The following is a 22,100-nucleotide window of genomic DNA, read 5'->3' on the forward strand; positions in this document are numbered from 1 at the left end:
GATCAATCATCCTTTTTGCCGCTGCGCAGCAGCGCCTGAATGGCGGCTGCGGTTTCCTCGATCGACCGGCGTGTTACGTCAATGACAGGCCAGCCATGCCGGTTGCACAGATTGCGCGCATAGGTCAGTTCCTCGGAAATCGACGCGCGATCCGTATAGAGAGAGGTATCGAGCGAAGGCACGCTGCCCAGCGGCCGGTTCTGGCGGATTTGCGAAATGCGTTCCGCCGTCGCCACCAGCCCGATGATCAGCGGCCGTTTGGCGCTGAAAAGCGCGTCGGGCAGCGGGATGCCTAAAACGATGGGAACATTGGTCGCCTTGATGCCGCGATTGGCCAGATAGATGCTGGTCGGCGTTTTCGACGTGCGCGATATGCCCACCAGAATGACGTCTGCCTCTTCTATATCATAGGGCAATTGCCCGTCATCATGTTCCATGGTGAAATTGAGCGCGTCGATGCGGCGGAAATAATCGGCATTGAGCACATGCTGCGCGCTGGCGCGGCGATGGGCGGGGGCACCGAGATAGGATTGAAACGTATTGAGCACCGGCTCCAGCACGGAAACGCTCGGCACACCCATTTCCATGCAGGACTGGTCGATGATGGCGGCGAGCTTTTGATCCACCACCGTATAAAGCACGATACCCGGCTCGGCATCGATGTCTTCGAGCACCTTGCGAAGCTGCTTTTCGGTGCGGATGAGAGGATAGATATGCTCTATCGCCCGTGCATTGACATATTGCGCCGCCGCCGCCCGGCCCGCCGCCAGCAGAGTCTCTCCGGTCGCATCAGAAATCAGATGAAGATGAAAGTAGGAAAGCGGTCTGGTCACAGTTTTCTGGCCTGCCTGTTGATGAATGTGCGTAAAGCGGACGCTTCATCCACAAGCCATGGCAGGCCGTGGAAAACTTGGCAAGTCATCCACAGCGAGCAAACATGTGTGCAGCTTTCAATCCTGTTTGTGGACAAGACTCGCAACATTGCAAAACCCAGGCTTTATCCCCGGATTTTCCACAAGGAGACCTAGACTGCGTCAATTCGTAACCCTTTATATTCTAAGAAAAATTTGAGTTATCATTGCATTTGTCCCATCTATCGGTGAATTATTGCACAGGATAAGACCGGGATAGTGAAACTGTGGGGAAAAAGCGGACAAGGCTTAATCCCCGATTCCAACAGACTCTAAGAATAAAAAGATTCAAGAATCTTCCTTTCTTTAAGAAAAGCGGACGGGAAAACTCTCGCTCGCAACCGGTCAGGGAATCAGGCAATCCATATAGTCAGGATGCCGGGATCAGCAGGATGGAGTGAAATGAAGCGCAAGGTCTTGAAAGTGATCGATGGTGAAACCGTGTTTCCACCACCAATCTGGATGATGCGTCAGGCTGGCCGCTATCTCCCCGAATATCGGGAATTGCGCAAACAGGCCGGTGGTTTTCTCGACCTGTGCTATTCTCCCGATCTGGCGGTTGAAGTCACCTTGCAGCCTATCCGCCGTTTTGGCTTTGATGCAGCAATCCTGTTTTCAGACATTCTCGTCGTCCCCCATGCCCTTGGACGCGATCTTCGCTTTGAAGAGGGCAGGGGTCCATTGATGACGCCCATCGATGCCGACGAGATTTTCTGGCTTGAGACGGAAGGGGCGGCAAAAAGGCTGGAGCCGGTCTATGAGACGGTGCGGCTGCTGCGTGAACAGCTTCCCGATGAGACGACATTGCTGGGTTTCTGTGGTGCGCCCTGGACGGTGGCGACCTATATGATCGCAGGTCACGGCACGCCGGATCAGGCACCGGCCCGGCTGTTTGCCTATCGTCACCCTGAAGCTTTTGAAAAGCTGCTGAACGATCTGGCCGATGTTTCGGCGGAATATCTCATCGAGCAGCTTGATGCAGGCGCGGATGCCTTGCAAATTTTCGATTCATGGTCGGGCGTTCTGGATGAAGATTGCTTCGAGCGTTTCTGCATCCAGCCGGTCGCGCGCATCGTGCAGAAGGTGAGGGCGGTTTATCCCGAAGCGCGCATTATCGGATTTCCGAAGGGTGCGGGAATGCTTTATGCAGGCTATCGCGAGAAAACCGGCGTCGATGTGCTTGGCCTCGACTGGTCGGTTCCGCTTTCCTTTGCCGCGCAATTGCAGGCGGAAGGTGCCGTGCAGGGCAATCTCGACCCGTTGCGGGTGGTTGCAGGCGGAGAGGCTCTGGATGAAGGTGTGGATGCCATTCTCGAAAAGCTTGGCCATGGACCGCTGATTTTCAATCTCGGCCACGGGATCACCCCGCAGGCGCCGATTGAAAATGTGCAGCGTATGATCGACCGGATAAGAGGAGGCGCATCATGAGCGCGACATCCAGAGAAAAGGGCGGGCCAATCGTATTGATCCGTGCTGTCGTTGCCATCATCGTCGTTGCTGTCGGCACCTGGGCATTGTTTCACGTGAATCCGGCCAGCGCCTATCCCTGGATCAAGGCGCTGCATGTGATCGCCGTAATCTCATGGATGGCGGGCATGCTCTATCTGCCACGCCTGTTCGTCTATCACAGCGAAGCAGCGATCGGATCGGACAAGTCGGAGACTTTCAAGGTGATGGAGCGGCGGTTGCTGCGCTTCATCATCAATCCCGCAATGGTTGTAAGCTGGATTGCTGGACTTTGGATGGCGTGGGAGATTTTCGGCTTCAAGGGCGGCTGGCTGCATGCAAAGCTTCTGCTGGTCGTGCTTATGTCGGGCCTGCATGGCTATCTGTCCAAGAACATGCGGCTTTTTGCCGAAGACCGGAATACCAAACCGGCCCGTCACTGGCGCATTGTCAATGAGATCCCGACCGTTCTCATGATCCTGATCGTCATTCTGGTGATCGTGAAACCGTTTTAAAACAGGCTGATACGAAATTTTAAACCACAAGACCCGGAGATTTCCGGGTCTTCGTCTTATTGCCTATTGCAGAATAATTCGACTATCATTAACTGATACTTGCTCTTCGTGCCGGAAATCGGTATGAAAGAGTTCTTCTCCCATCATAATAGCAGGCCTTCGATGCCGGTCACGCCAGTGACCATCTTTCCGAACCACTGCATTTTCTCCTTATATTTTAAAAGAGCTCCTCGCCCATGCAGGAAATGAAACTACAAGAACTCAAGAACAAGACGCCGGTCGAGCTTCTGGCTTTTGCCGAAACGCTTGAGGTCGAAAATGCAAGCGCCATGCGCAAGCAGGAACTGATGTTCGCGATCCTCAAGAAGCTTGCGGCGCAAGACATCGAAATTATCGGTGAAGGCGTCGTTGAAGTGCTGCAGGACGGATTTGGCTTCCTTCGTTCTGCCGATGCCAATTATCTGCCCGGCCCTGACGATATTTATATCTCGCCCTCGCAATTGCGCCGCTTCTCGCTGAAAACCGGCGATACGGTCGAAGGCCCCATTCGCGGACCAAAGGAAGGCGAACGCTATTTCGCGCTGCTCAAGGTCAATTCGATCAATTTCGAAGACCCTGAGAAAATCCGCCACAAGGTCCATTTCGACAATCTGACGCCGCTCTATCCCAATGAACGCTTCAAGATGGAGCTGGAAGTTCCCACCTCCAAGGATTTGTCGGCGCGTGTCATCGATCTGGTCGCACCACTCGGCAAGGGCCAACGCGGGCTGATCGTTGCGCCACCGCGCACCGGTAAAACGGTCCTGCTGCAGAATATCGCCCATTCGATCACTGCCAATCATCCCGAATGCTATCTGATCGTCCTGCTGATCGACGAGCGCCCGGAAGAAGTCACGGATATGCAGCGCTCGGTCAAGGGCGAAGTCATTTCCTCGACTTTCGACGAACCTGCGTCGCGTCACGTTCAGGTGGCGGAAATGGTCATCGAAAAGGCCAAGCGCCTTGTCGAGCATGGCCGGGACGTCGTCATCCTCCTCGACTCGATCACCCGCCTCGGACGCGCCTATAATACGGTGGTGCCGTCATCGGGCAAGGTTCTGACCGGCGGTGTGGATGCGAATGCGCTCCAGCGCCCGAAGCGTTTCTTCGGTGCTGCGCGCAATATCGAAGAGGGCGGCTCGCTGACCATCATCGCGACCGCACTCATCGACACCGGCTCGCGCATGGATGAAGTGATCTTTGAAGAATTCAAGGGCACGGGCAATTCGGAAATCGTTCTCGACCGCAAGGTTGCCGACAAGCGTATTTTCCCGGCGATGGATATTCTCAAATCCGGCACCCGCAAGGAAGATCTTCTGGTGCCGCGCGCCGATCTCCAGAAGATATTTGTCCTGCGCCGCATCCTCGCGCCGATGGGAACCACCGATGCAATCGAATTCCTGATCGATAAACTCAAGCAGACCAAGGGCAACAGCGAATTCTTCGACTCGATGAATACGTAATATTCATTATCCCTTATCGCTTTTGAAAACGCCGCGCTGCCATTCAGCGCGGCGTTTTTATATTATGCCTGTTACCCGGCAAGAAGGATTTCGAGCGCCTGCGCATTTTCAACCGGGGGCAGGCAAACCTGGCCCTTGCATAGCCAGGCCGTGGGATGTTGCGCCTGAGCGCTGCCGCCGGTCGGCAGCTGGATTGTTGCACCCGTTTCGAGCGGGATAATTCTGTCGAAACGCCGCGGGTCGGGCTTTCGATTCGCCATCGAAACGAGTTCTTCATCCTTGCCTTGGGTTGCGATCACCAGCGAAAGCGGCTCGGCGGCAAATCTCGCGGCATTCAATATGCCGATCTGGCCATATTGCTGCGCCAGCGCCCGGCCCAGTGCCTGTTCGATGAGCTTTTCCGTTTCCCGATAAAGCGCCATGTCGCCGGTTGCAAGAAACAGGCGTGTCAGCGCTTCCATGATCTGGCTCGTGGCGCTGGGGATTGCCTCGTCATAATCGCCATAGCTGTGCAGGATCACATCATCCGCATGAAGCGCAGACAGGCGATAATTACCGGCGGCATCGCGATGAGAAGCATCCAGCGCCTTCTTGTAGGCGATGGCATCATCGATGAAACTTCTGTCGGATGTGGCTTCATGAAGCGAAAGGGCTGCATTGATCATGGCGGCATAATCGGTGGAAAGGGCGGGGTAGAGCAGATGCTCGCCCATCCGGCAATGCGCAAGCTGGCCGTCGCGCAGCGTCGTGCGGATCGAGCGATAAGCCGCGCGGGCCTGATCGATCCAGCCGGGGCGCGCCAGACTGCGTCCGGCTTCCGCGAGCGCACGAATGGCCAGTGCGTTCCAGTCGGTCAAAGCCTTGTCATCGCGGGCAGGGCGGATACGCGTGTTTCTCAAATCAAGCAGGCGTGCTTTCGCATTCATTATGGCGGGTGAAAATTCGGCCGGCTGATCGGGAGCATGCAGGCGATTGAGAATATTGCTACCCTCCCAATTGCCCTGCGCAGTCACGCCATAAAAGGCTTTGAAATGCTCGGCCTCATCACCAAGCGCCGCATCGATTTCGGCTTCTGTCCAGATATAGAATTTGCCTTCTTCCCCTTCGCTATCGGCATCGAGGCTGGAGGCAAAACTGCCATCGGGCAGGCGTAATTCGCTAAGCAGCCAGTCGACGGTCTCTTCGATTCGGCTACGAAACAACGCATTCTTCGTCTCACCATAGGCCCAGTTGGCGTGGCGGATCATCTGTGCATTGTCATAAAGCATTTTTTCAAAATGCGGCACCAGCCACTCGGCATCGGTGCTGTAGCGGCAGAGTCCACCGCCCAGATGATCATATATCCCACCCTGCAACATGGTTTTCAGCGAGTGCAGAAACGCGTCGCGATGGGCGGTTTCGCCGTTATAAAGCCAGGAGAGCCAGAGCGCATCCATGAAGGGGGCATTAGGAAACTTTGGCGCACCTTCCATGCCGCCGCGAAGCGGGTCGAACAGGCTGTTAATGCGCTCGACTATCCGGTCAAAGCGCGTGATCTCGTTCTGCCCCGCTTCCCTTTGCGCGGAAAGCTGTCCTTCCAGATGGTTAAACACAGCTTGCGCATTATGGTTAATTTTTTGCTGATCCCTGTGCCAGAGATTATTGACGGCTTGAAGCACATCGATAAAGCCCGGCAGGTTGTGCCGCGCATGGCGCGGAAAATAGGTGCCGCCCCAGAAGGGCTTGCCATCGGGGCGCAGAAACATCGTCAGAGGCCAGCCGCCCTGCTGCCCCATGGCACTGAGTGCCGCCATATAGATCTGGTCAATATCCGGACGCTCTTCACGATCGACCTTCACATTCACGAAGAGTTCGTTCATGACCGCGGCGACTTCTTCATCCCCGAAAGATTCGTGCGCCATGACGTGGCACCAGTGGCAGGCGGCATAGCCAATCGACAGGAGAACGGGGCGATTACTCTCTTTGGCGGCGTCAAGCGCCTCGCGTCCCCATGGCTGCCAGTGAACGGGGTTATCTGCATGCTGGCGCAGATAAGCGCTTGGCTCGTTGGCGAGGCGATTGCGGCTGGGAATACTCATGAGCCTTTTCTTTCCTGTCTGGAACCAATATGCACATAGTGCTGTATATAGGACACCAGATTGAATGAACGAGCGCCAGACATTTCAGGACACGATTTTTGCCCTTTCAAGCGGACGCCTGCCTTCCGGCGTGGCGGTCGTGCGTATTTCCGGGCCGCAAGTTCGATTCGTACTCGAAACGATTATCGGTTCAATGATAATCCCGCGAACAGCGGCCTATAAGACATTCCGCAGCCGTAACGGTGATGCGATCGACCGCGGACTGGCGCTGTTTTTCCCTGCTCCAAACAGTTTTACCGGCGAGGATTGCGCGGAATTTCATTTGCATGGCGGCGTTGCGGTCGTCGAAAGGCTGCTGGAAGAGTTGCACGCCTTTCCCGGATGCCGTATCGCCGAAGCCGGTGAGTTCACACGCCGGGCTTTTACCAATGGTAAGATGGATTTGACCATCGCGGAAGGTCTTGCCGATCTGATCGCAGCTGAGACCGAGGGCCAGCGCCGGCTGGCGATGCAGGTGGCTTCGGGTTCACAACGCGCACTTTATACGCAGTGGCGGCAGCGGCTCGTTCGCGCCCGCGCATTGATTGAGGCAGAGCTTGATTTTGCCGATGAAGGCGATGTTCCCGGTTCGGTGGCGACGCAGGTATGGACTGAACTCAACAATCTCAAGAACGAAATTTCCCAGCACATAGAAAGCGGCAAGCGCGCTGCCATGCTGCGCGATGGCTTGCATGTGGTGATTGCCGGTGCGCCGAATGCCGGAAAATCAAGCCTCCTTAATTTTCTCGCAGGCCGCGAGGTGGCGATTATCTCCGAGGAAGCAGGAACCACGCGCGATCTCCTCGAAGTCAAACTCAATCTTGGCGGGATTCCGCTTTACGTGACCGACACAGCGGGGCTGCGCGAAACCGAAAGCAAGGTAGAAAAGATAGGCATTGAACGCGCGCTCGAAAGGGCGTCGGAGGCCGATCTCGTCTTGCTGCTGGAAGATATGCACGATCCTCTCCCGGTCTCTCTGGAAGACGAGAGTGTCGAAGTGTGGCGCGTGGGGACTAAATGGGATCTGGCGCGAAAAGGAGGGGGAGAGTGGCAATTTCAAATTTCGACAAAAACTGGTGAGAATCTTGACCAATTACTCGATGCCCTGCAAGGTTTTGCAGAGCAGCGTATTGGATCGATCAATGATGTAGTTCCCACTCGCCAGCGTCATATTCATCTCTTGAAATCGACCGTGACGGAAATAGAAACAGCAATCGTCCGGGACGACCTGCCGCTGGAACTGCGCGCCGAGAATATGCGTCTGGCCTCGCAATCTTTGGGGCGGATAACCGGCGATGTGGATGTGGAAGAAATATTGGACGTGATCTTTTCTCAATTCTGCATCGGCAAATGATTCACGTGAAACACGTCTGAAACATAACTCAAACATGATTGACTGGCATACAGATGTTTCACGTGAAACATCTGTGGAGATTCCCGGCAAGAGTTGACTCACGCCCATATCTATGAATCCAGACGCGGCTCTTCGTCGGAAACATTCGACGGATTGCGGGATGCATTGCCGGGTAATTCAGGGCAAACCCATGACCCGCCAGACCGAAGCCGAGCCTGGTAAACTGAAACCGGTTCGCCTATTTATGAAGAGTGATCATCTTTCAGCAGTTTACCCTTTCGTTCCAAGGCTATTCATGTCAAAGAGACGCTTTCAGAAACGGATTCGGATTGTATCAGGATGAACATTTCAGGTTCGCCCGAAGCTATTGCTTATGATGTCGTCGTGATCGGCGGCGGCCATGCGGGCTGTGAGGCCGCAGCGGCGGCAGCGCGCGCGGGCGCACGCACTGCATTGGTAACGCATAAATTCGATACGATAGGTGTCATGTCTTGCAATCCCGCCATTGGCGGATTGGGTAAAGGCCATCTGGTTCGCGAGATCGACGCGCTTGACGGTCTGATGGGGCGGGTGGCCGATAAGGCCGGTATCCAGTTTCGCCTGCTCAACCGCCGCAAGGGCCCTGCGGTTCGAGGACCGCGTACGCAGGCGGATAGAAAGCTCTACCGGCTGGCCATGCAGGCGCTGATTGCCGAACAGGACAATCTGACGGTTGTCGAAGGCGGTGCCGCAGATATTCGGGTGTCGGATGGGTGCGTTCATGCGGTGGTTCTTGCCGATGGGCGGGAACTTAATTGTGCGTCCGTGGTCCTGACGACCGGAACATTTCTTAATGGCCTTATTCACATCGGCGAAAAGAAAATCCCCGCCGGACGCATGGGAGAAAAGCCAGCGCTCGGATTGTCGGACACATTGGCCGCGCTCGGCTTTGCCTTGGGGCGGTTGAAGACCGGCACGCCGCCGCGGCTGGACGGGCGCACGATCGACTGGAGCGGGCTTGCCGTGCAGTCTGCCGATGAAAATCCGGTTCCTTTCTCGCTCTTGACGGACAAGATCACCACACCGCAAATCGATTGCGGCATCACCCATACGACCGCGCACACGCATGATATTATCCGGGCAAATCTGCACCGTTCGGCCATGTATTCAGGTTCGATCGAGGGTATCGGCCCGCGCTATTGCCCTTCGGTCGAAGACAAGATCGTCAAATTCGCCGATCGTGAAAGCCATCAGATTTTTCTGGAACCGGAAGGTCTCGACGACGATACGGTTTATCCCAATGGTATTTCCAGTTCCCTGCCGGAAGAAGTACAACTCGATCTGCTCAAGACCATACCCGGTCTTGAAAAGTCTGTCATGTTGCAGCCGGGATATGCTATCGAGTATGATTTCATCGATCCGAGAGAATTGAAACGCAGTCTGGAAACGCGCCGCGTCGAAGGTCTTTTTCTTGCCGGACAAATCAACGGCACGACGGGTTATGAGGAAGCGGGTGCACAAGGCTTGATTGCGGGATTGAACGCGGCGAGGCGGGCAGGGGGCAGTGAACCGGTTATCATTCAGCGCACCGAAGCCTATATCGGCGTGATGATCGATGATCTGACATCACGCGGCGTCAGCGAACCTTATCGTATGTTCACTTCCCGCGCTGAATTTCGCCTGTCGCTTCGCGCCGATAATGCGGATCAGCGTTTGACGCCGCTCGCGGACGAGTTTGGCATTCTGGGCCATGAGCGCCGTATTCGCTTTGCAGACCGGCAGGATGCTTTGTCAAGGGCGCGGGAATTGGCCAAGTCATTGACGATCACGCCCAATCTTGCGAGCCGCTATGAGCTTCACCTTAATCATGACGGAGTGCGCCGCTCGGCTTACGAGCTTCTCTCCTATCCCAATATCGGCCTGGAACAGTTGAACAGAATCTGGCCGGAACTGGCTTCGATTGACGCGATGACGCGTGAAGCGCTGGAAATCGAAGCGCAATATGCGGTCTATCTGGATCGGCAACAGAATGATATTGCGGTGATGGAGCGCGAGGAGCGGCTGCTCATTCCCGCCGATCTTGGCTTTGATACGATCTCCGGCCTGTCCAATGAGTTGAAGCAGAAGCTGAAACTGCGCCAGCCGGAAACGATCGCCGAGGCGCAGCGGGTTGATGGAATGACGCCTGCCGCATTGGCATTGCTGATCGCCCAGATAAAGAAGCATGGCGCGCGTAAACGCGCCACGGCGGAACTTGCTGATAAGGGTGTGGCATGAGTGCAGATAGAGGGTTTGAAACGCTTCGGGCAGTGGTTCCGTCTGTTTCACGTGAAACAGCGCAGCGGCTGATGGAGTTTGAAGCGCTGTTTCGCAAGTGGTCGAAAGCGATCAATCTGGCGTCTCCCTCGACGCTGGCCGATCTCTGGAACCGTCATATTCTGGACAGTGCGCAGATTTTTCCCTTGGCTCCGCAGGCGACACGCTGGCTTGACCTTGGTTCGGGCGGCGGATTTCCGGGCATCGTGACGGCCTGTTTTTTGAAAGACGTGCCGGGGGCTTCAATTGACCTGATTGAAAGCGCAGGCAAAAAAGCAGCTTTTCTGCGCACCGCAGCGGGGCAACTCGATATTCCCGCGCGGGTCCATGCGGTCCGGATCGAGGCGATGCGGGATAAAATCACCTCGCCTGAAATCATCACGGCGCGGGCCTTAGCGTCGTTGACCGATCTTTTCACGCTGGCCGAGCCCTGGCTGACCAATGGTTCCAAGGCCCTGTTTCAAAAAGGTAGGGATTATCAGCGGGAAATCGATGAAAGCCGTGTCGGCTGGCGTTACGATCTGGTACAACATCAAAGCACCATTGATCCGGCTTCGGTAATACTCGAAATCAGCAATCTGCGCCGAGCAGGCAGTTGATTTGCCGATAGTGGAAATAAACAGCAGCAGGGCGACGGGAATGAGCGACAGATCCAGGATCATAACCATTGCAAACCAGAAAGGCGGCGTGGGGAAAACCACCACGGCAATCAATCTGGCCACTGCACTGGCAGCTATCGGCGAGACGGTGCTGATCGTCGATCTGGACCCGCAGGGCAATGCCAGTACAGGGCTTGGAATCGACCGGCATGATCGCCCGCTTTCGTCTTATGATGTGTTGACGCAGGCAGCTTCCGTGCCTGAAGCTGCGATGCAGACGGCGGTTCCAAACCTGTTCATCGTCCCTTCGACGCTCGATCTTTTGGGGATTGAAATGGAAATCGCGCAGGTGGCTGACCGCACGCGTCGTCTGCGGGATGCCTTGCGCTTTGATTCAGCCGTCGCCGAGCGGTTTTCTTATATTCTGGTCGACTGTCCGCCATCGCTCAACCTGTTGACGTTGAATGCCATGGCTGCGGCGGATTCCGTCATGGTGCCGCTGCAATGCGAGTTTTTTGCACTGGAAGGCTTGAGCCAGCTTTTGCAGACCGTCAATCAGGTGCGGTCCACCATCAATCCCGATTTGTCGATTCAGGGCATCGTCTTGACAATGTTCGACAGTCGCAACAATCTGGCAACGCAGGTTGTGGATGATGTTCGCGCTTTTATGGGTGAAAAAGTATATCGTACCGTTATTCCGCGTAATGTGCGGGTGTCGGAAGCACCATCGCATGGCAAGCCGGCGATACTTTATGATCTCAAATGCGCTGGCAGTCAGGCTTATTTGCAGCTCGCATCGGAAGTAATCCAACGTGAGCGGCAGCTGAAAGCCGCGTAATAGCGGGTATCGCGTGTGATACCCAGATCGATTCGACTACGTAACAATTGCAGGAATTTGCCGAACCATGAACGACGATCCTTCAAAAAAGCGCCTTGGCCGGGGATTGGCCGCCCTGATCGGTGAAATCGACCGCCCGGCGGAAGAGCGGAAGGTCGCGGTTCCCACAGAGCGCAATATTCCGATTGAATTCGTTACCCGCAATCCGCGCAATCCACGGCGCATGTTTTCGGAAGTGGAGCTGGAAGATCTGGCTCAATCCATTCGTGAACACGGCGTGGTGCAGCCGATTGTCGTGCGTCCTGCACCGGGGCAACCGGATCATTTCGAACTGATCGCAGGTGAACGCCGCTGGCGCGCGTCGCAGCGCGCAGGGGTGGATACCATCCCCGTCATTATCCGTGACGTGGATGATCGTGTCGCGCTCGAAATTGCAATCGTTGAAAACGTGCAGCGCGCGGATCTGAATGCGGTGGAAGAAGCGCTTGGTTATCAACAGCTTATCGATAATCACGAATATACTCAAAACGATCTGGCACAGGTGATCGGCAAAAGCCGCAGCCATGTCGCCAATACTTTGCGTCTGCTAAAACTGCCGCAGCGCGTGCAGGATTTCATCTCCGATGGCGCCTTGTCGGCCGGTCATGCGCGCAGCCTGATTACCATGGATAACCCGACTGCTCTGGCAGAGCGGGTCGTCAAGGAAGGCCTGTCGGTCCGGCAGGTGGAGGCTTTGGCGCAGGCGGAAGCGCGCGGCGATAGTGCGCTCAAGCCTGCTAAAAGCGCTCCGGCGGAAAAAGATGCCGATACCAAGGCTCTTGAAAAGCTTCTTTCCGATGTTACCGGTATGAAAGTAGAAATAAATCATCGTGAGCGCGGTGGTGAAGTCAAGATACGGTATAGTTCTCTTGAGCAGCTTGATGAGATTTGCCGTCGCTTGCAGAGCTGATATATTTATTGATACTTAGTCTTATAGGCCTCGTTGCTTGCGTGTAGCGGGGTTTATTGTTTTCGCGCATTGCGCGCCGCTTCCACGGCTATTGCCAGCAGACATTGACGAATGATCGGCACTGCAAGGGCCGCATTCCTGCGGCTTTCAAGCACTGCGCGCTGAAGGCGTTCAAGAACGCGCGCGAGGCTATCGGCATTCCAGCGGTTCACCGAATTCTCAACCAGCTTCTTGCGGCTGAAGAAAACCGGCGGGCGGGCCGCCGCAACGACCGCAGAAGCACTTTTGCGTTCCGTATCGGCGATATGGCGCAATGTCTGGATCTGCTGGAACTGGCGTGCGGCCGTGTTGAGCAGCAGAAAAGGTGCTGTGCCGGATTTTACGACGCGGTCGAAGGACGCTTCAAAGCGGGGCAGATCGGCGAGCAGGACGGCGTCTATCACTTCATCGGTCGAAAGGGCCGCGACATCGCCCACGGCTTCACGCACATCGTCTATGTCGATGCGCGGTTTGCCGCGTGCATAAAGGCAGAGCTTTTCCAGCTCGCCGCGCGTGGCAAGCCGGTCGCCGCCAAGGCTTGCGCGCAGCAAATGCCGGGCATCCATGGTAATCTGTAGTTTCCATTCGCCCAGCACGTCGTCGATGACGCCATCTATGCCGCGTGCATCATCGGTATAGCAGGGCAATGCCATACCGGCCGAAGCATTTTCCACGGCGCTGCGCAGGGCAGCACCCTTCTTGAGATCGCCCGCCTCCACGAGAATGAAGGTTTCATGTGGCGGCTCATGGGCGAGCAGTTTTATCGCCTCGGCCAGCTTCTTCTGGCCTGCGGCGTTCTTGATCCAGATCAGCCGCTGTCCGCCAAACATGGATATTGTGTGGGCTTCATCGGCGAGGCGCGAAGGATCGGCATCGATCTCGTCGGCCTCCATGCGAATGACCGCGAAAGGATCATCCAGTGGCAATCTGGTGGCCTGCGCATAACGGCGCGCGCGTTCGTTCACCAGTCCCCTGTCGGGTCCATAGATGAGAACGACCGGAAAGGAACTGCCCGGACGGTTGATGAACTGATCGACTTCGTGTGCTTTTTTCTGCGCCATGCGATGTAACTAGCGCAATTTCACGCCGAACGAAACAGCCGCCGGTAATTGGATTTGAAGGCGCCCGGTCGCAAAACTTTTGCAATCGAACCAAGAAGCCCACATTAGAAATTGACTCTGGCGGCCATGGCCGCCAGAGCAGATTCGTCATGGTCATGTGAACGTAATAGGTAAAAACTGACCGACTGGCTGTTGGCCGGTAAAATTTGCATATAGCCTTACAGGTGAGGACGAGACATTTGGGCCGGGCCACTGGGCGATATTCACCTGCACTTTACCTTCACCATCTGTTATCGCATATGCTCCGGGTGCAGGTGTTATTGGATATCCGTTAAGTCCGACAATGCGCGATTGTACATAGTATATGGATTGGACGAAAAGATAGACACGGCTATTGGGTGCGGGACGACCGTTGCTATCATTAAGAAAGACATAGGCTCTTGCAGTTCCCACTCGCTGATAGTTAGGGAAGGGAATAGGTTGAGTTATACCGGGCCTGTATAAGCGAAACGTTATGCTTAACTGGCCAGACGGTGGCGGCGGCGGTGGTATTGGTGGCGCTGGATTTACAACTTGAAAATGGATTGTTGTATAATCATTGACCGTGGCATCGGAGACGAGTGAGGCGGTCACCGTGATGCTTTCAGCGAGTGTGGATTTGTCGGTGATATTGACCGTCGCCTTGCCGTTCGCGTCGGTCACCACCTGCTGAGGCGGTGGTGCTCCCTGAATGAACACATCATTGTTATGCGGGCTGATGTCAAAAAGGACAGCAACGCCGCTGACGGGCATGTTGTTTTGATCAACCAGCGTTGCAACAACGGTGTCGACGTCGGTGCCATTTGCCGGGGCATTGTCTTTTGTCGCGTTCGCCGTCAGACGCAATTGCGGTTTCACGACAGCCTGGAAATGCACTATGGCACTATCATTGACCGTGGCATCGGAGACGAGTGAGGCGGTCACCGTGATGCTTTCAGCGAGTGTGGATTTGTCGGTGATATTGACCGTCGCCTTGCCGTTCACGTCGGTCACCACCTGCTGAGGCGGTGGTGCTCCCTGAATGAACACATCATTGTTATGCGGGCTGATGTCAAAAAGGACAGCAACGCCGCTGACGGGCTTGTTGTTCTGATCAACCAGCGTTGCAACAACGGTGTCGACGTCGGTGCCATTTGCCGGGGCATTGTCTTTTGTCGTGTTCGCCGTCAGACGCAATTGCGGTTTTACGAAAGCCCGGAAATGGATATCGATATATCGCGTAATACTGGCATCCGTCACCAGTGAGCATGTCACCCTGATGATGGCGTCTTGCGCCGACTTGAGAGTAACAGGAACAGTGGCCTGCCCTGTGCTGTCAGTCTTGACAATTAACGGACTTGAATCAGGACCGAAAGTTGCTCCGCTCCCCGCCGGCAGTTCGAATTTGAGTTGCTGCATGGCAAGTGGCTGGTTATTGGCGTCCGTCAAGGTTGCCGTAACCTTATCGGCATCCTCTCCGTCGGCAATAGCATAATCGACCGTCGCCTTCAGGCTAATCATGTCCTTTTTTACCGGCACGGCTCCGAACGTATAGCTGGTTTTATCAGAAAGCGCGGTGTTGACAGTGGGATATACTTCAATCTCTCCTGTTTCCGCACTTGTATCGACAAAACTTGCGGAAGCAATATAGGCGGGGTTAGCCTTGACGGTAACGGTCTTCTGACCGGTAGTCACAAATGTGGCATTGCCCTTTTTAATATTGAATGTGAAGAAAAGGCCCCCTCGGTAATCACCCGCATTCGTGAGGCTTGCCATGGCGATATTTTCGGAATTTCCGTTGGCCACCGAATTGTCAGTAACCATTTCAATCGTGGTTTTGGCATCGACGGGCAGCACGTTGCTTGATGAAGCATCTGTATTAGTCATGACAAAAGCCTTTATAACAAAGAACGAAATTCAATTTTATTGGTCCAATAAGCCGATGTTTGCATGCGCGGAAAAGCGGCCACATCGTAAGTGCCGGGCGCGTCGGCTATGACACCGAATTCGGCCATGCCGTTGACAATCGGGGTCGACGGAAGGTTCGTGCCGGGACTGGCGGAATAAGACTTGTTGTAGGTATGCTCAGCCATTCTCAACCCCTCTCCGAGATTGATGTAAAGCGTGTCGGTTGCTGCCGGATTTTTCATGATGAGGCTGACGATGCACATTGTCTGTCCATCGGCGATACCAACGCTATTGCAAGAAACGGAATCGAAGGCGAGGGCGGCATCGCCTGTTGCCGGAACGTAATTTCCGAAAATAACCGGCTTGCTGATGAGTTCATCCTTTTTGCCGCGCCGGAAAAGGATGATCCGATCCGGATCATCGGCCAATAGGCCGGAAGGCCCTCCCGAGGGGTTAAGGGAATCGATACGGATCAGAACGAGCGGGCAGACCCCACGATCGTCAAAACTGAAAATGCAGGTTTCAGCTCCTCCGCAATCCTGAAAGCGAACCGCGCCGCCACTACGCGCCTCCAGTTCCAAACCTGCCGGCCCCCTGACGACCGCTACATCGGCGGGCATCAGATAGGGATATTTATCTGAATATCCGGCAGCGCCTTGCGTGATGTCGATCGAGATATGCTTTTCCAGCGAATCTGCTTTCACGTCAAAGACAAGAGTTCGAGACAAGCCGATATTCATGGCTGTATCGACGGACTTTATTTGTAAACTATACCGATTTCCGGCAGTAAAGTTACCTTTTACGTCAACAGGAAATATCGGAGCCTTCCCTTGATTGGGATTCTCTCCATCCGGATCCAGAGGCTCTATAGGCTGAGAGGCAATCTCTACACCATCCAGCAATAAAATTGCGGTTTGATCTGTTCTTATATTATCCCACGCAGCACATGTAACAGAAATTGCACCTTGAACGACATTAAGATACAGAACGGGAGGAGAAGAACTATAATCAAGTACGGCAACTGAAAGATCCGTATCTCCAAGATCAGATAGTATATTTATCATAAATATATCCTATTTATAATATAAATATAATAATTGTATATGTTGAATATTGTTAAATAATACTATTATGATATACTAATAAAAAGAGATTGGCTTCTGCTTTTATTAGGATTGTCGGATCCATCCGGCTCAACAACCTCTATATATATTTCGTAGCCCTGACCCGACTGAAAGTGATTTGCGGTGGCAAGACTGAAGATTGGCGGGGACGCCAGGCGATCTTTGTAAGAAATAAGTTGCATCGACGCGACAGCGTTGCTATTGATAAATAGTGTAGCATGCTGAGTAGTTCTAATATGCTCCCATGGATCACAGGTAAATTGAATTGTATTACCAATATCTGAAATATTAATATGTCCATTATCTATGTGGTTTTGTATTATAAACGGAGTTATTTGACTTAAATTCTTATTCATTGTTTTACCTATATAATTCTGGTTGAAAGAGTGCCCGTAGAAAAACTGCTTGCCGCAATTTCTTTATTCGTACCTTTCGGCGTTACAGAATAATACATTTTATACAAATTTTTATACTGACTATTTTTTGGCGTTCCGTATCCGGATATATCACCAAAAGGAATAGTTATATGGAATTCCGTGTCGGTTGGAGTAATTACTGTTGCTTTGTAATTGTATTTGTTGGATGCAAAATTATCGTCAGCTTTATAGTCGCCCTGGAAGGTGGCGTGCAGCGTTACAATATCACCGGCTTTCAGGGTATAATTTAAATCTTTCAGGAGAATCTCGGTGTCTATAGCTAAATTTATGGAGGTTATGTAATCATGATCAACTCCATTTTTAACTATACTGCCAATGTTAATGACGCCGCCATAGGGATCGGCCATAGGGCCCAGGATTTGATTTTCCGGCTGAGGATCGGGGAGCGGTCCAAAAATCGGTATAATACTTGTCAGCGATTTTATAATATCCCCTGTATGGGTCCTGAAATAGTATAAATAGTTATTAGTTTTTACATGAGGGTTGTCATTAACGATAAGATCATCAATATTGGCGTCTACTTTAATATAATTGGTGTCTTGATTAAGATTATCAAACTCCGCTTGATTCTGGAATTTATCATTGAGGAAAAGACCAATGAATTCTTCGTTCGTGATGTTGTTGTTTTCAACCGTCACCGGAAACGTAGTTTTATCGTAATTGGGCAACAATCTGGCAATGTTCGTCTTCGGAGGATCAAATTCGTATCCTGCCAGCTTTTCGTAAACATAAACGAAGCAACCATCTAGAGAATACCCCCCTGATGTAACTGTTATCTGTACATAGCCGGCATTGCTGTTGGAGCCTATATATAATGTTGCAACGCCATTTGTATCTGTTGGTAATGTAACCGTTGAGTCATTTGAATTATTACGATTTGGAGTCAAATTTAGCGCTATCGGAGCTTTGTTTCCATTATAGAAAGCCCCTGTCTGGCTTGTAGGCTGGGTTCTAACATTTTTTATTGTAAATGATACGGGATATTCGGTCACAGTATTCTTGTCAGAATCGAAGACTGTTACGTCTATTTGAGTAACAAGTGTCGGAGAATCGTCAGGTTTGCCAGGGACTGGTGATACCAGCAATGCTGGAGCAGGTTGCTTGGTGATGTAGGGAATTGCAGTTACCGGCTCAACGGTAAAAGTTATTCCTGTACTGGGCCAGGTAGTGGAGTCTCCTGTCTTGGAGCCGCTAACGCTACACCTACCATAAGTCTTGGCGACAACCATCATGCAGGCAGTATATTTATTCGGATCTTTCGGGTCCTGGGTTATCGGTACGGTGTAGTTAAAGCCGGGAGCGGGAGAAATATTTCCATATTTTTTAGGTGAGAAACTAAATGTGTAAGTGTCAACTCCGGGAGTTGGTCGGTCATTATCGTTACCGGAGTATATCAAAGTCGCACTTATTCTCGTCTGTCTTGTCGGGTTGGTTAAGGAGTCGGTGTAGACGATTGAAATATCATCAATATTTGCTTTAGTACCCATTATAAAATCCTTATTTATATTCTATATTTTAGAAAGGCTATACTATGTTAACTCATAGGCAATGGAAGCTGATATTATTGACGGGAACATGCATTGTTTATTGGAATTCAGCATATGCGCAGACAAAATATGGCGATGGCGGCGGCATCGGGGGCTATGCGGCCGGTGGTGAGGCTGTTGGCGGAAAAGGGGGTGGAGTTACAACCACAGGAGGGGAGGGCGGCGGCGCGTTGGGCGCCGGTCCCGTTGCCCCTGCTGTGGAACACAATGGCGGACATGGTGCCCCGGGAAATGGCGGCGCAGCCACGCAAGCAGCGGGGGGCATCTTCGGCGGTATTATCAACAGTTCGACAGATCCAATATCCACGGCAGACAATGTGGACGGAGGAGATGGGTCTGCTACTGAAGAAGCAGGCGGCGGCGGCGGAGCTGTGCGCGCTGTTATCAATGCAGCAAATTACACGATTGACGAGGGTGTTTTGATCCAGGGAGGGATTGGCGGACAGACGAGTTTAAGCCAGACCAATCCGGCCCCCAGGGGAAGCGGAGGCGGGGGAATCGGGCTCATTCTCAATGGCGAAGTACTTACGGTTCGGGGGCGTGTCTATGGAGGGGCGTCAGTGTCTAATGCGCACCCAGGTCCCGGCGCGGCCCCGAGTGAGTTTACGGGCGGAGGCGGATTGGGAATATTGTTGAATTCGGGAAGACTGGATGTCTATGGGACGGTCCAGGGGGGCACTCCCGACGCGCCGTTGAAAGGCGGAGATTATACAGACGGGCAGGTACCGGAAGGCTCTCCAGGCGGTGGCGTTTATATGAAGTCCAACACCACGCTTAATGTTTTGCATGGAGGGGCAGTAGGTACTGGTGGACAAATTCATACCAAGCAAAAACTTCCTCCAGCTGTTATATTACATGGAGACAACAGTACGATTAGCAATGAAGGTACTATTTATAAAGCTATACCGGCCCAGGATGAATTCTTTCAGCACGAAGAATATATTGTTCCAGCCATATATGTGTTGGGTAATGGAAATAAAATTATCAATAAACACACAATTCAGGGAAATGGCACTGTAACAGAGAATGGATTTGTTTCCACATCGGAAGCAATAGAATTTGAGGGCAATAACAATATTCTGGAACTTTGGGGCGGGCAGAATATGCGGGGTGTTGCCCGCGTCACGAGCGGTTCCGATAACCATCTAATTCTTGCAGGAGAAACATCCGATACATTCAACTTTGGCCTGCTGGATGGCATTGCTACCGTACCTGAAAGCCGGAAGCTGGGAGGTTATGTCGGGTTTGCCGATTTCACGAAAAACGGGACGAGCACCTGGTCGGGTGGAGGAATATCCAAGGCGACCGGCCCGTGGATGATTAACGAAGGCACCCTGGCATTGACGGGCGATGGCAGTCTGGCATCTCATCAAAGCGTGACGGTGGATGCGACGCTCGATATTTCCGGCATCGATGATACCACTACGATGAAGAATGTTTCCGGCAATGCCAATGGCCGCATCATTCTGGGGGGCAAGGCGCTGGCCTTGCAGGCTGATACGCCGCAGACTTTTGCCGGTATCGCCTCTGGTGACGGCGGAGGCGTTAATATTCTCAGCGGCACGCAAATTTTTACCGGCAACAATATATATACGGGTACGACAGGCATCGCTGCCGGAGCGAAGCTGCAATTGGGTGATGGCGGCACCTCCGGCACCGTCGCCGGGACCGTCGCTGTTGACGGCACGCTTTCTTTTGACCGTTCCGATATATGGTCCTTTGGCGCCACGCTGCAAGGACCGGGCATGATCGCCCAGAACGGTTCCGGAAAAACCCGGCTTAATGGAAATGGCAGCGGCTTTACCGGTATTGCCGCCATCAATAAAGGCGGGCTTATTGTTAACGGTACATTGGGGGGGTCTGTCGATCTGCAAGCCGGCAGGCTGGAGGGAACCGGTACTGTGGGATCCGTCACCAGCACAGCCCACGGCACCATCGCTCCCGGAGATGGCGGTCTGGGCACATTGACAATCAAGGGCAACTATACTGTCAGCGGCGGTATTGTCGAGATAGCCTCGGCACTGGCCGCCGACAATTCGCCGACCAGCCGGCTGGCCGTCACCGGGAATACGTCCGGGACCGGCAAGGTTCATGTTACCAACCGTGGCGGCGTCGGCGCACAGACCGCTGCGGGAATTGAGATCATCAGCGTCGGTGGACAATCGAATGCAGTGTTCGCGCTCCAGTCAGACTTTACCACCAAGGATGGACGGCCTGCGATAGTCGCAGGCGCTTATTCTTACAGTCTTTACAAGGGGCAGCCGACGCAGGCCGACGGCAACTGGTATTTGCGTTCAGAACTGACCAACCAACCAAATCCGCCTACGCCGCCAACACCACCAACTCCACCAGTTCCGCCTGCTCCGCAGCCGCATTACAACCCCGCTACGCCGGTCTATGAAGGGGCTGCACAGAGCATGAAACTGTTGAACCGTCTGCCAAGCTTGCAGCAGCGTGTTGGTAATCGCCACTGGGGTGGTGCCGCCAACCGGGCCATGGTGCAAGGCGATGGGCCAGGATGGATGGAGGGCGCTCCTTCACCCGATCTGGGGGCGGCGATCGACAGCAACGGCATCTGGGCACGGATCGAGGGCGGGTATAGCCATCTTCGTCCGCAAAGCTCGACGACCAACATGCGTCAGAATATCGATACGGCACTGTTTCAGGCGGGTATTGACGGCCTGTTCCATGAGGGCGAAAACGGGAGGCTCATTGGCGGCATGAGCGGTCATTACGGCAAGGCAAATTCCGATGTCGTCTCGCCGCATGGTGACGGCAAGACAGATATAGAGGCCTGGGGGCTGGGTGCCACACTAACCTGGTATGGCGAGAGCGGAATCTATCTTGACGGTCAGGCGCATGTGAACTGGTTCCGGTCCGATTATCATTCCACCACCGCCAACCGGGAACTTGCCTCCGGGCAAGACGCCTTCGGCTATGCGATCAGCGTTGAGACAGGGCAGCGTATCGTCTTTGATCCGTATTGGTCCGTGACGCCGCAGGCGCAACTGCTCTGGTCTTCAATCGATGCGGAGAGTTTCCGTGACACATGGGACACGACAGTGCGCATGAAAGATGGCAACAGCCTGACCGGGCGTCTCGGGGCCTCCCTCGATTACCGAAATTCCTGGTACAGCAATGAGGGACAGCTGTCCCGGGTCAGTGCCTATGCCATAGCCAATGTTTATCAGGATTTTCTACGCGGTACTTCGGTGCATGTGGCCGATACCCGTTTCCGGACCCAGCAGGATCGCACGTGGGCGGGGCTTGGGCTGGGAGGCACCTATGCGTGGAACGACGATAAATATGCCGTTTATGGTGAGGGCGCCGTCAATACCTCCCTCAATAACTTCGCAAAAAGCTATGACCTTAAAGGCACGATCGGTTTCCGTGTCAAATGGTAGCCTGTGCACAAAAGCGATGAAAACAGAAAGGCCCGA

16 protein-coding genes are annotated in these 22,100 nt (G+C 53.6%); 10 read left to right on the plus strand and 6 right to left on the minus strand.

The window, feature by feature from the left end; genetic code table 11:
- Window positions 1–2: 2 nt before the first annotated feature.
- On the minus strand, window positions 3–833 hold the full coding sequence (locus DKP76_RS03185) for a pyruvate, water dikinase regulatory protein (protein ID WP_109704948.1): 831 nt from the start codon (window positions 831–833) through the stop codon (window positions 3–5).
- Between the two features lie 480 nt (window positions 834–1,313).
- Between DKP76_RS03185 and hemE the strand changes: the two genes are divergently transcribed.
- From hemE to rho, 3 genes are all read left to right on the plus strand, one after another.
- Window positions 1,314–2,339, plus strand: coding sequence for a uroporphyrinogen decarboxylase (gene hemE / locus DKP76_RS03195; RefSeq protein ID WP_109704950.1), 1,026 nt, complete (start codon window positions 1,314–1,316; stop codon window positions 2,337–2,339).
- Entirely contained in the window at window positions 2,336–2,872 is a 537-nt protein-coding gene (gene hemJ / locus DKP76_RS03200; protein ID WP_109704951.1) for a protoporphyrinogen oxidase HemJ, read from the plus strand. Before hemE ends, hemJ begins: the two co-directional genes overlap by 4 nt.
- A gap of 236 nt (window positions 2,873–3,108) precedes the next feature.
- The gene (rho, locus tag DKP76_RS03205; RefSeq protein ID WP_109704952.1) at window positions 3,109–4,374 is read left to right on the plus strand and encodes a transcription termination factor Rho; all 1,266 of its coding nucleotides are present in this window, start codon (window positions 3,109–3,111) and stop codon (window positions 4,372–4,374) included.
- 71 nt (window positions 4,375–4,445) lie between these two features.
- Here the strand turns inward: rho and DKP76_RS03210 are convergent, their stop codons facing one another.
- The gene (locus DKP76_RS03210; protein ID WP_109704953.1) at window positions 4,446–6,452 is read right to left on the minus strand and encodes a thioredoxin domain-containing protein; all 2,007 of its coding nucleotides are present in this window, start codon (window positions 6,450–6,452) and stop codon (window positions 4,446–4,448) included.
- Between the two features lie 64 nt (window positions 6,453–6,516).
- On the opposite strand from DKP76_RS03210, the gene mnmE reads away from it, so the two are divergent.
- The 5 genes from mnmE to DKP76_RS03235 all read left to right on the plus strand — a co-directional run bounded on the left by mnmE (window position 6,517) and on the right by DKP76_RS03235 (window position 12,526).
- The gene (gene mnmE, locus DKP76_RS03215) at window positions 6,517–7,845 is read left to right on the plus strand and encodes a tRNA uridine-5-carboxymethylaminomethyl(34) synthesis GTPase MnmE (protein ID WP_109704954.1); all 1,329 of its coding nucleotides are present in this window, start codon (window positions 6,517–6,519) and stop codon (window positions 7,843–7,845) included.
- Window positions 7,846–8,184: 339 nt separating this feature from the next.
- Window positions 8,185–10,101 (plus strand): tRNA uridine-5-carboxymethylaminomethyl(34) synthesis enzyme MnmG, encoded by a 1,917-nt coding sequence (gene mnmG, locus DKP76_RS03220; RefSeq protein WP_109704955.1) that lies wholly within the window; start codon window positions 8,185–8,187, stop codon window positions 10,099–10,101.
- Window positions 10,098–10,739, plus strand: a complete 642-nt coding sequence (gene rsmG / locus DKP76_RS03225; protein WP_109704956.1) for a 16S rRNA (guanine(527)-N(7))-methyltransferase RsmG — start codon at window positions 10,098–10,100, stop codon at window positions 10,737–10,739. Before mnmG ends, rsmG begins: the two co-directional genes overlap by 4 nt.
- Window positions 10,740–10,779: 40 nt before the next feature.
- Complete coding sequence (locus DKP76_RS03230; protein ID WP_109704957.1) at window positions 10,780–11,577, plus strand: ParA family protein; 798 nt, start codon at window positions 10,780–10,782, stop codon at window positions 11,575–11,577.
- Window positions 11,578–11,644: 67 nt separating this feature from the next.
- A complete protein-coding gene (locus DKP76_RS03235) occupies window positions 11,645–12,526 on the plus strand; it encodes a ParB/RepB/Spo0J family partition protein (RefSeq protein WP_109704958.1) in 882 nt (293 codons plus the stop codon).
- A 53-nt stretch (window positions 12,527–12,579) separates the two neighbouring features.
- Here the strand turns inward: DKP76_RS03235 and holA are convergent, their stop codons facing one another.
- The 4 genes from holA to DKP76_RS19570 form a co-directional block, all read right to left on the minus strand.
- A complete protein-coding gene (gene holA, locus DKP76_RS03240) occupies window positions 12,580–13,626 on the minus strand; it encodes a DNA polymerase III subunit delta (protein WP_109704959.1) in 1,047 nt (348 codons plus the stop codon).
- Between the two features lie 153 nt (window positions 13,627–13,779).
- The gene (locus DKP76_RS03245; RefSeq protein WP_109704960.1) at window positions 13,780–15,531 is read right to left on the minus strand and encodes an Ig-like domain-containing protein; all 1,752 of its coding nucleotides are present in this window, start codon (window positions 15,529–15,531) and stop codon (window positions 13,780–13,782) included.
- Between the two features lie 11 nt (window positions 15,532–15,542).
- Complete coding sequence (locus DKP76_RS03250) at window positions 15,543–16,616, minus strand: glyceraldehyde-3-phosphate dehydrogenase (RefSeq protein WP_109704961.1); 1,074 nt, start codon at window positions 16,614–16,616, stop codon at window positions 15,543–15,545.
- 424 nt (window positions 16,617–17,040) lie between these two features.
- On the minus strand, window positions 17,041–18,600 hold the full coding sequence (locus DKP76_RS19570) for a hypothetical protein (RefSeq protein ID WP_245410121.1): 1,560 nt from the start codon (window positions 18,598–18,600) through the stop codon (window positions 17,041–17,043).
- A 114-nt stretch (window positions 18,601–18,714) separates the two neighbouring features.
- On the opposite strand from DKP76_RS19570, the gene DKP76_RS19575 reads away from it, so the two are divergent.
- Entirely contained in the window at window positions 18,715–19,083 is a 369-nt protein-coding gene (locus DKP76_RS19575) for a hypothetical protein (RefSeq protein WP_245410122.1), read from the plus strand.
- Window positions 19,084–19,763: 680 nt separating this feature from the next.
- Entirely contained in the window at window positions 19,764–22,064 is a 2,301-nt protein-coding gene (locus DKP76_RS03265) for an autotransporter family protein (RefSeq protein WP_245410123.1), read from the plus strand.
- Window positions 22,065–22,100 lie beyond the last annotated feature (36 nt).

It is taken from the genome of Falsochrobactrum shanghaiense, from assembly GCF_003149535.1.
In the GTDB taxonomy this organism is placed as follows: domain Bacteria; phylum Pseudomonadota; class Alphaproteobacteria; order Rhizobiales; family Rhizobiaceae; genus Brucella; species Brucella shanghaiense.

Coding starts and splice junctions, on each gene's coding strand:
- hemE (WP_109704950.1), top strand. CDS start 1,314: ATGAAGCGCAAGGTCTTGAAAGTGATCGATGGTGAAACCGTGTTTCCA.
- hemJ (WP_109704951.1), top strand. CDS start 2,336: ATGAGCGCGACATCCAGAGAAAAGGGCGGGCCAATCGTATTGATCCGT.
- rho (WP_109704952.1), top strand. CDS start 3,109: ATGCAGGAAATGAAACTACAAGAACTCAAGAACAAGACGCCGGTCGAG.
- DKP76_RS03210 (WP_109704953.1), bottom strand. CDS start 6,452: ATGAGTATTCCCAGCCGCAATCGCCTCGCCAACGAGCCAAGCGCTTAT.
- mnmE (WP_109704954.1), top strand. CDS start 6,517: ATGAACGAGCGCCAGACATTTCAGGACACGATTTTTGCCCTTTCAAGC.
- mnmG (WP_109704955.1), top strand. CDS start 8,185: ATGAACATTTCAGGTTCGCCCGAAGCTATTGCTTATGATGTCGTCGTG.
- rsmG (WP_109704956.1), top strand. CDS start 10,098: ATGAGTGCAGATAGAGGGTTTGAAACGCTTCGGGCAGTGGTTCCGTCT.
- DKP76_RS03230 (WP_109704957.1), top strand. CDS start 10,780: ATGAGCGACAGATCCAGGATCATAACCATTGCAAACCAGAAAGGCGGC.
- DKP76_RS03235 (WP_109704958.1), top strand. CDS start 11,645: ATGAACGACGATCCTTCAAAAAAGCGCCTTGGCCGGGGATTGGCCGCC.
- holA (WP_109704959.1), bottom strand. CDS start 13,626: ATGGCGCAGAAAAAAGCACACGAAGTCGATCAGTTCATCAACCGTCCG.
- DKP76_RS03245 (WP_109704960.1), bottom strand. CDS start 15,531: ATGACTAATACAGATGCTTCATCAAGCAACGTGCTGCCCGTCGATGCC.
- DKP76_RS03250 (WP_109704961.1), bottom strand. CDS start 16,616: ATGATAAATATACTATCTGATCTTGGAGATACGGATCTTTCAGTTGCC.
- DKP76_RS19570 (WP_245410121.1), bottom strand. CDS start 18,600: ATGGGTACTAAAGCAAATATTGATGATATTTCAATCGTCTACACCGAC.
- DKP76_RS19575 (WP_245410122.1), top strand. CDS start 18,715: ATGCGCAGACAAAATATGGCGATGGCGGCGGCATCGGGGGCTATGCGG.
- DKP76_RS03265 (WP_245410123.1), top strand. CDS start 19,764: ATGCGGGGTGTTGCCCGCGTCACGAGCGGTTCCGATAACCATCTAATT.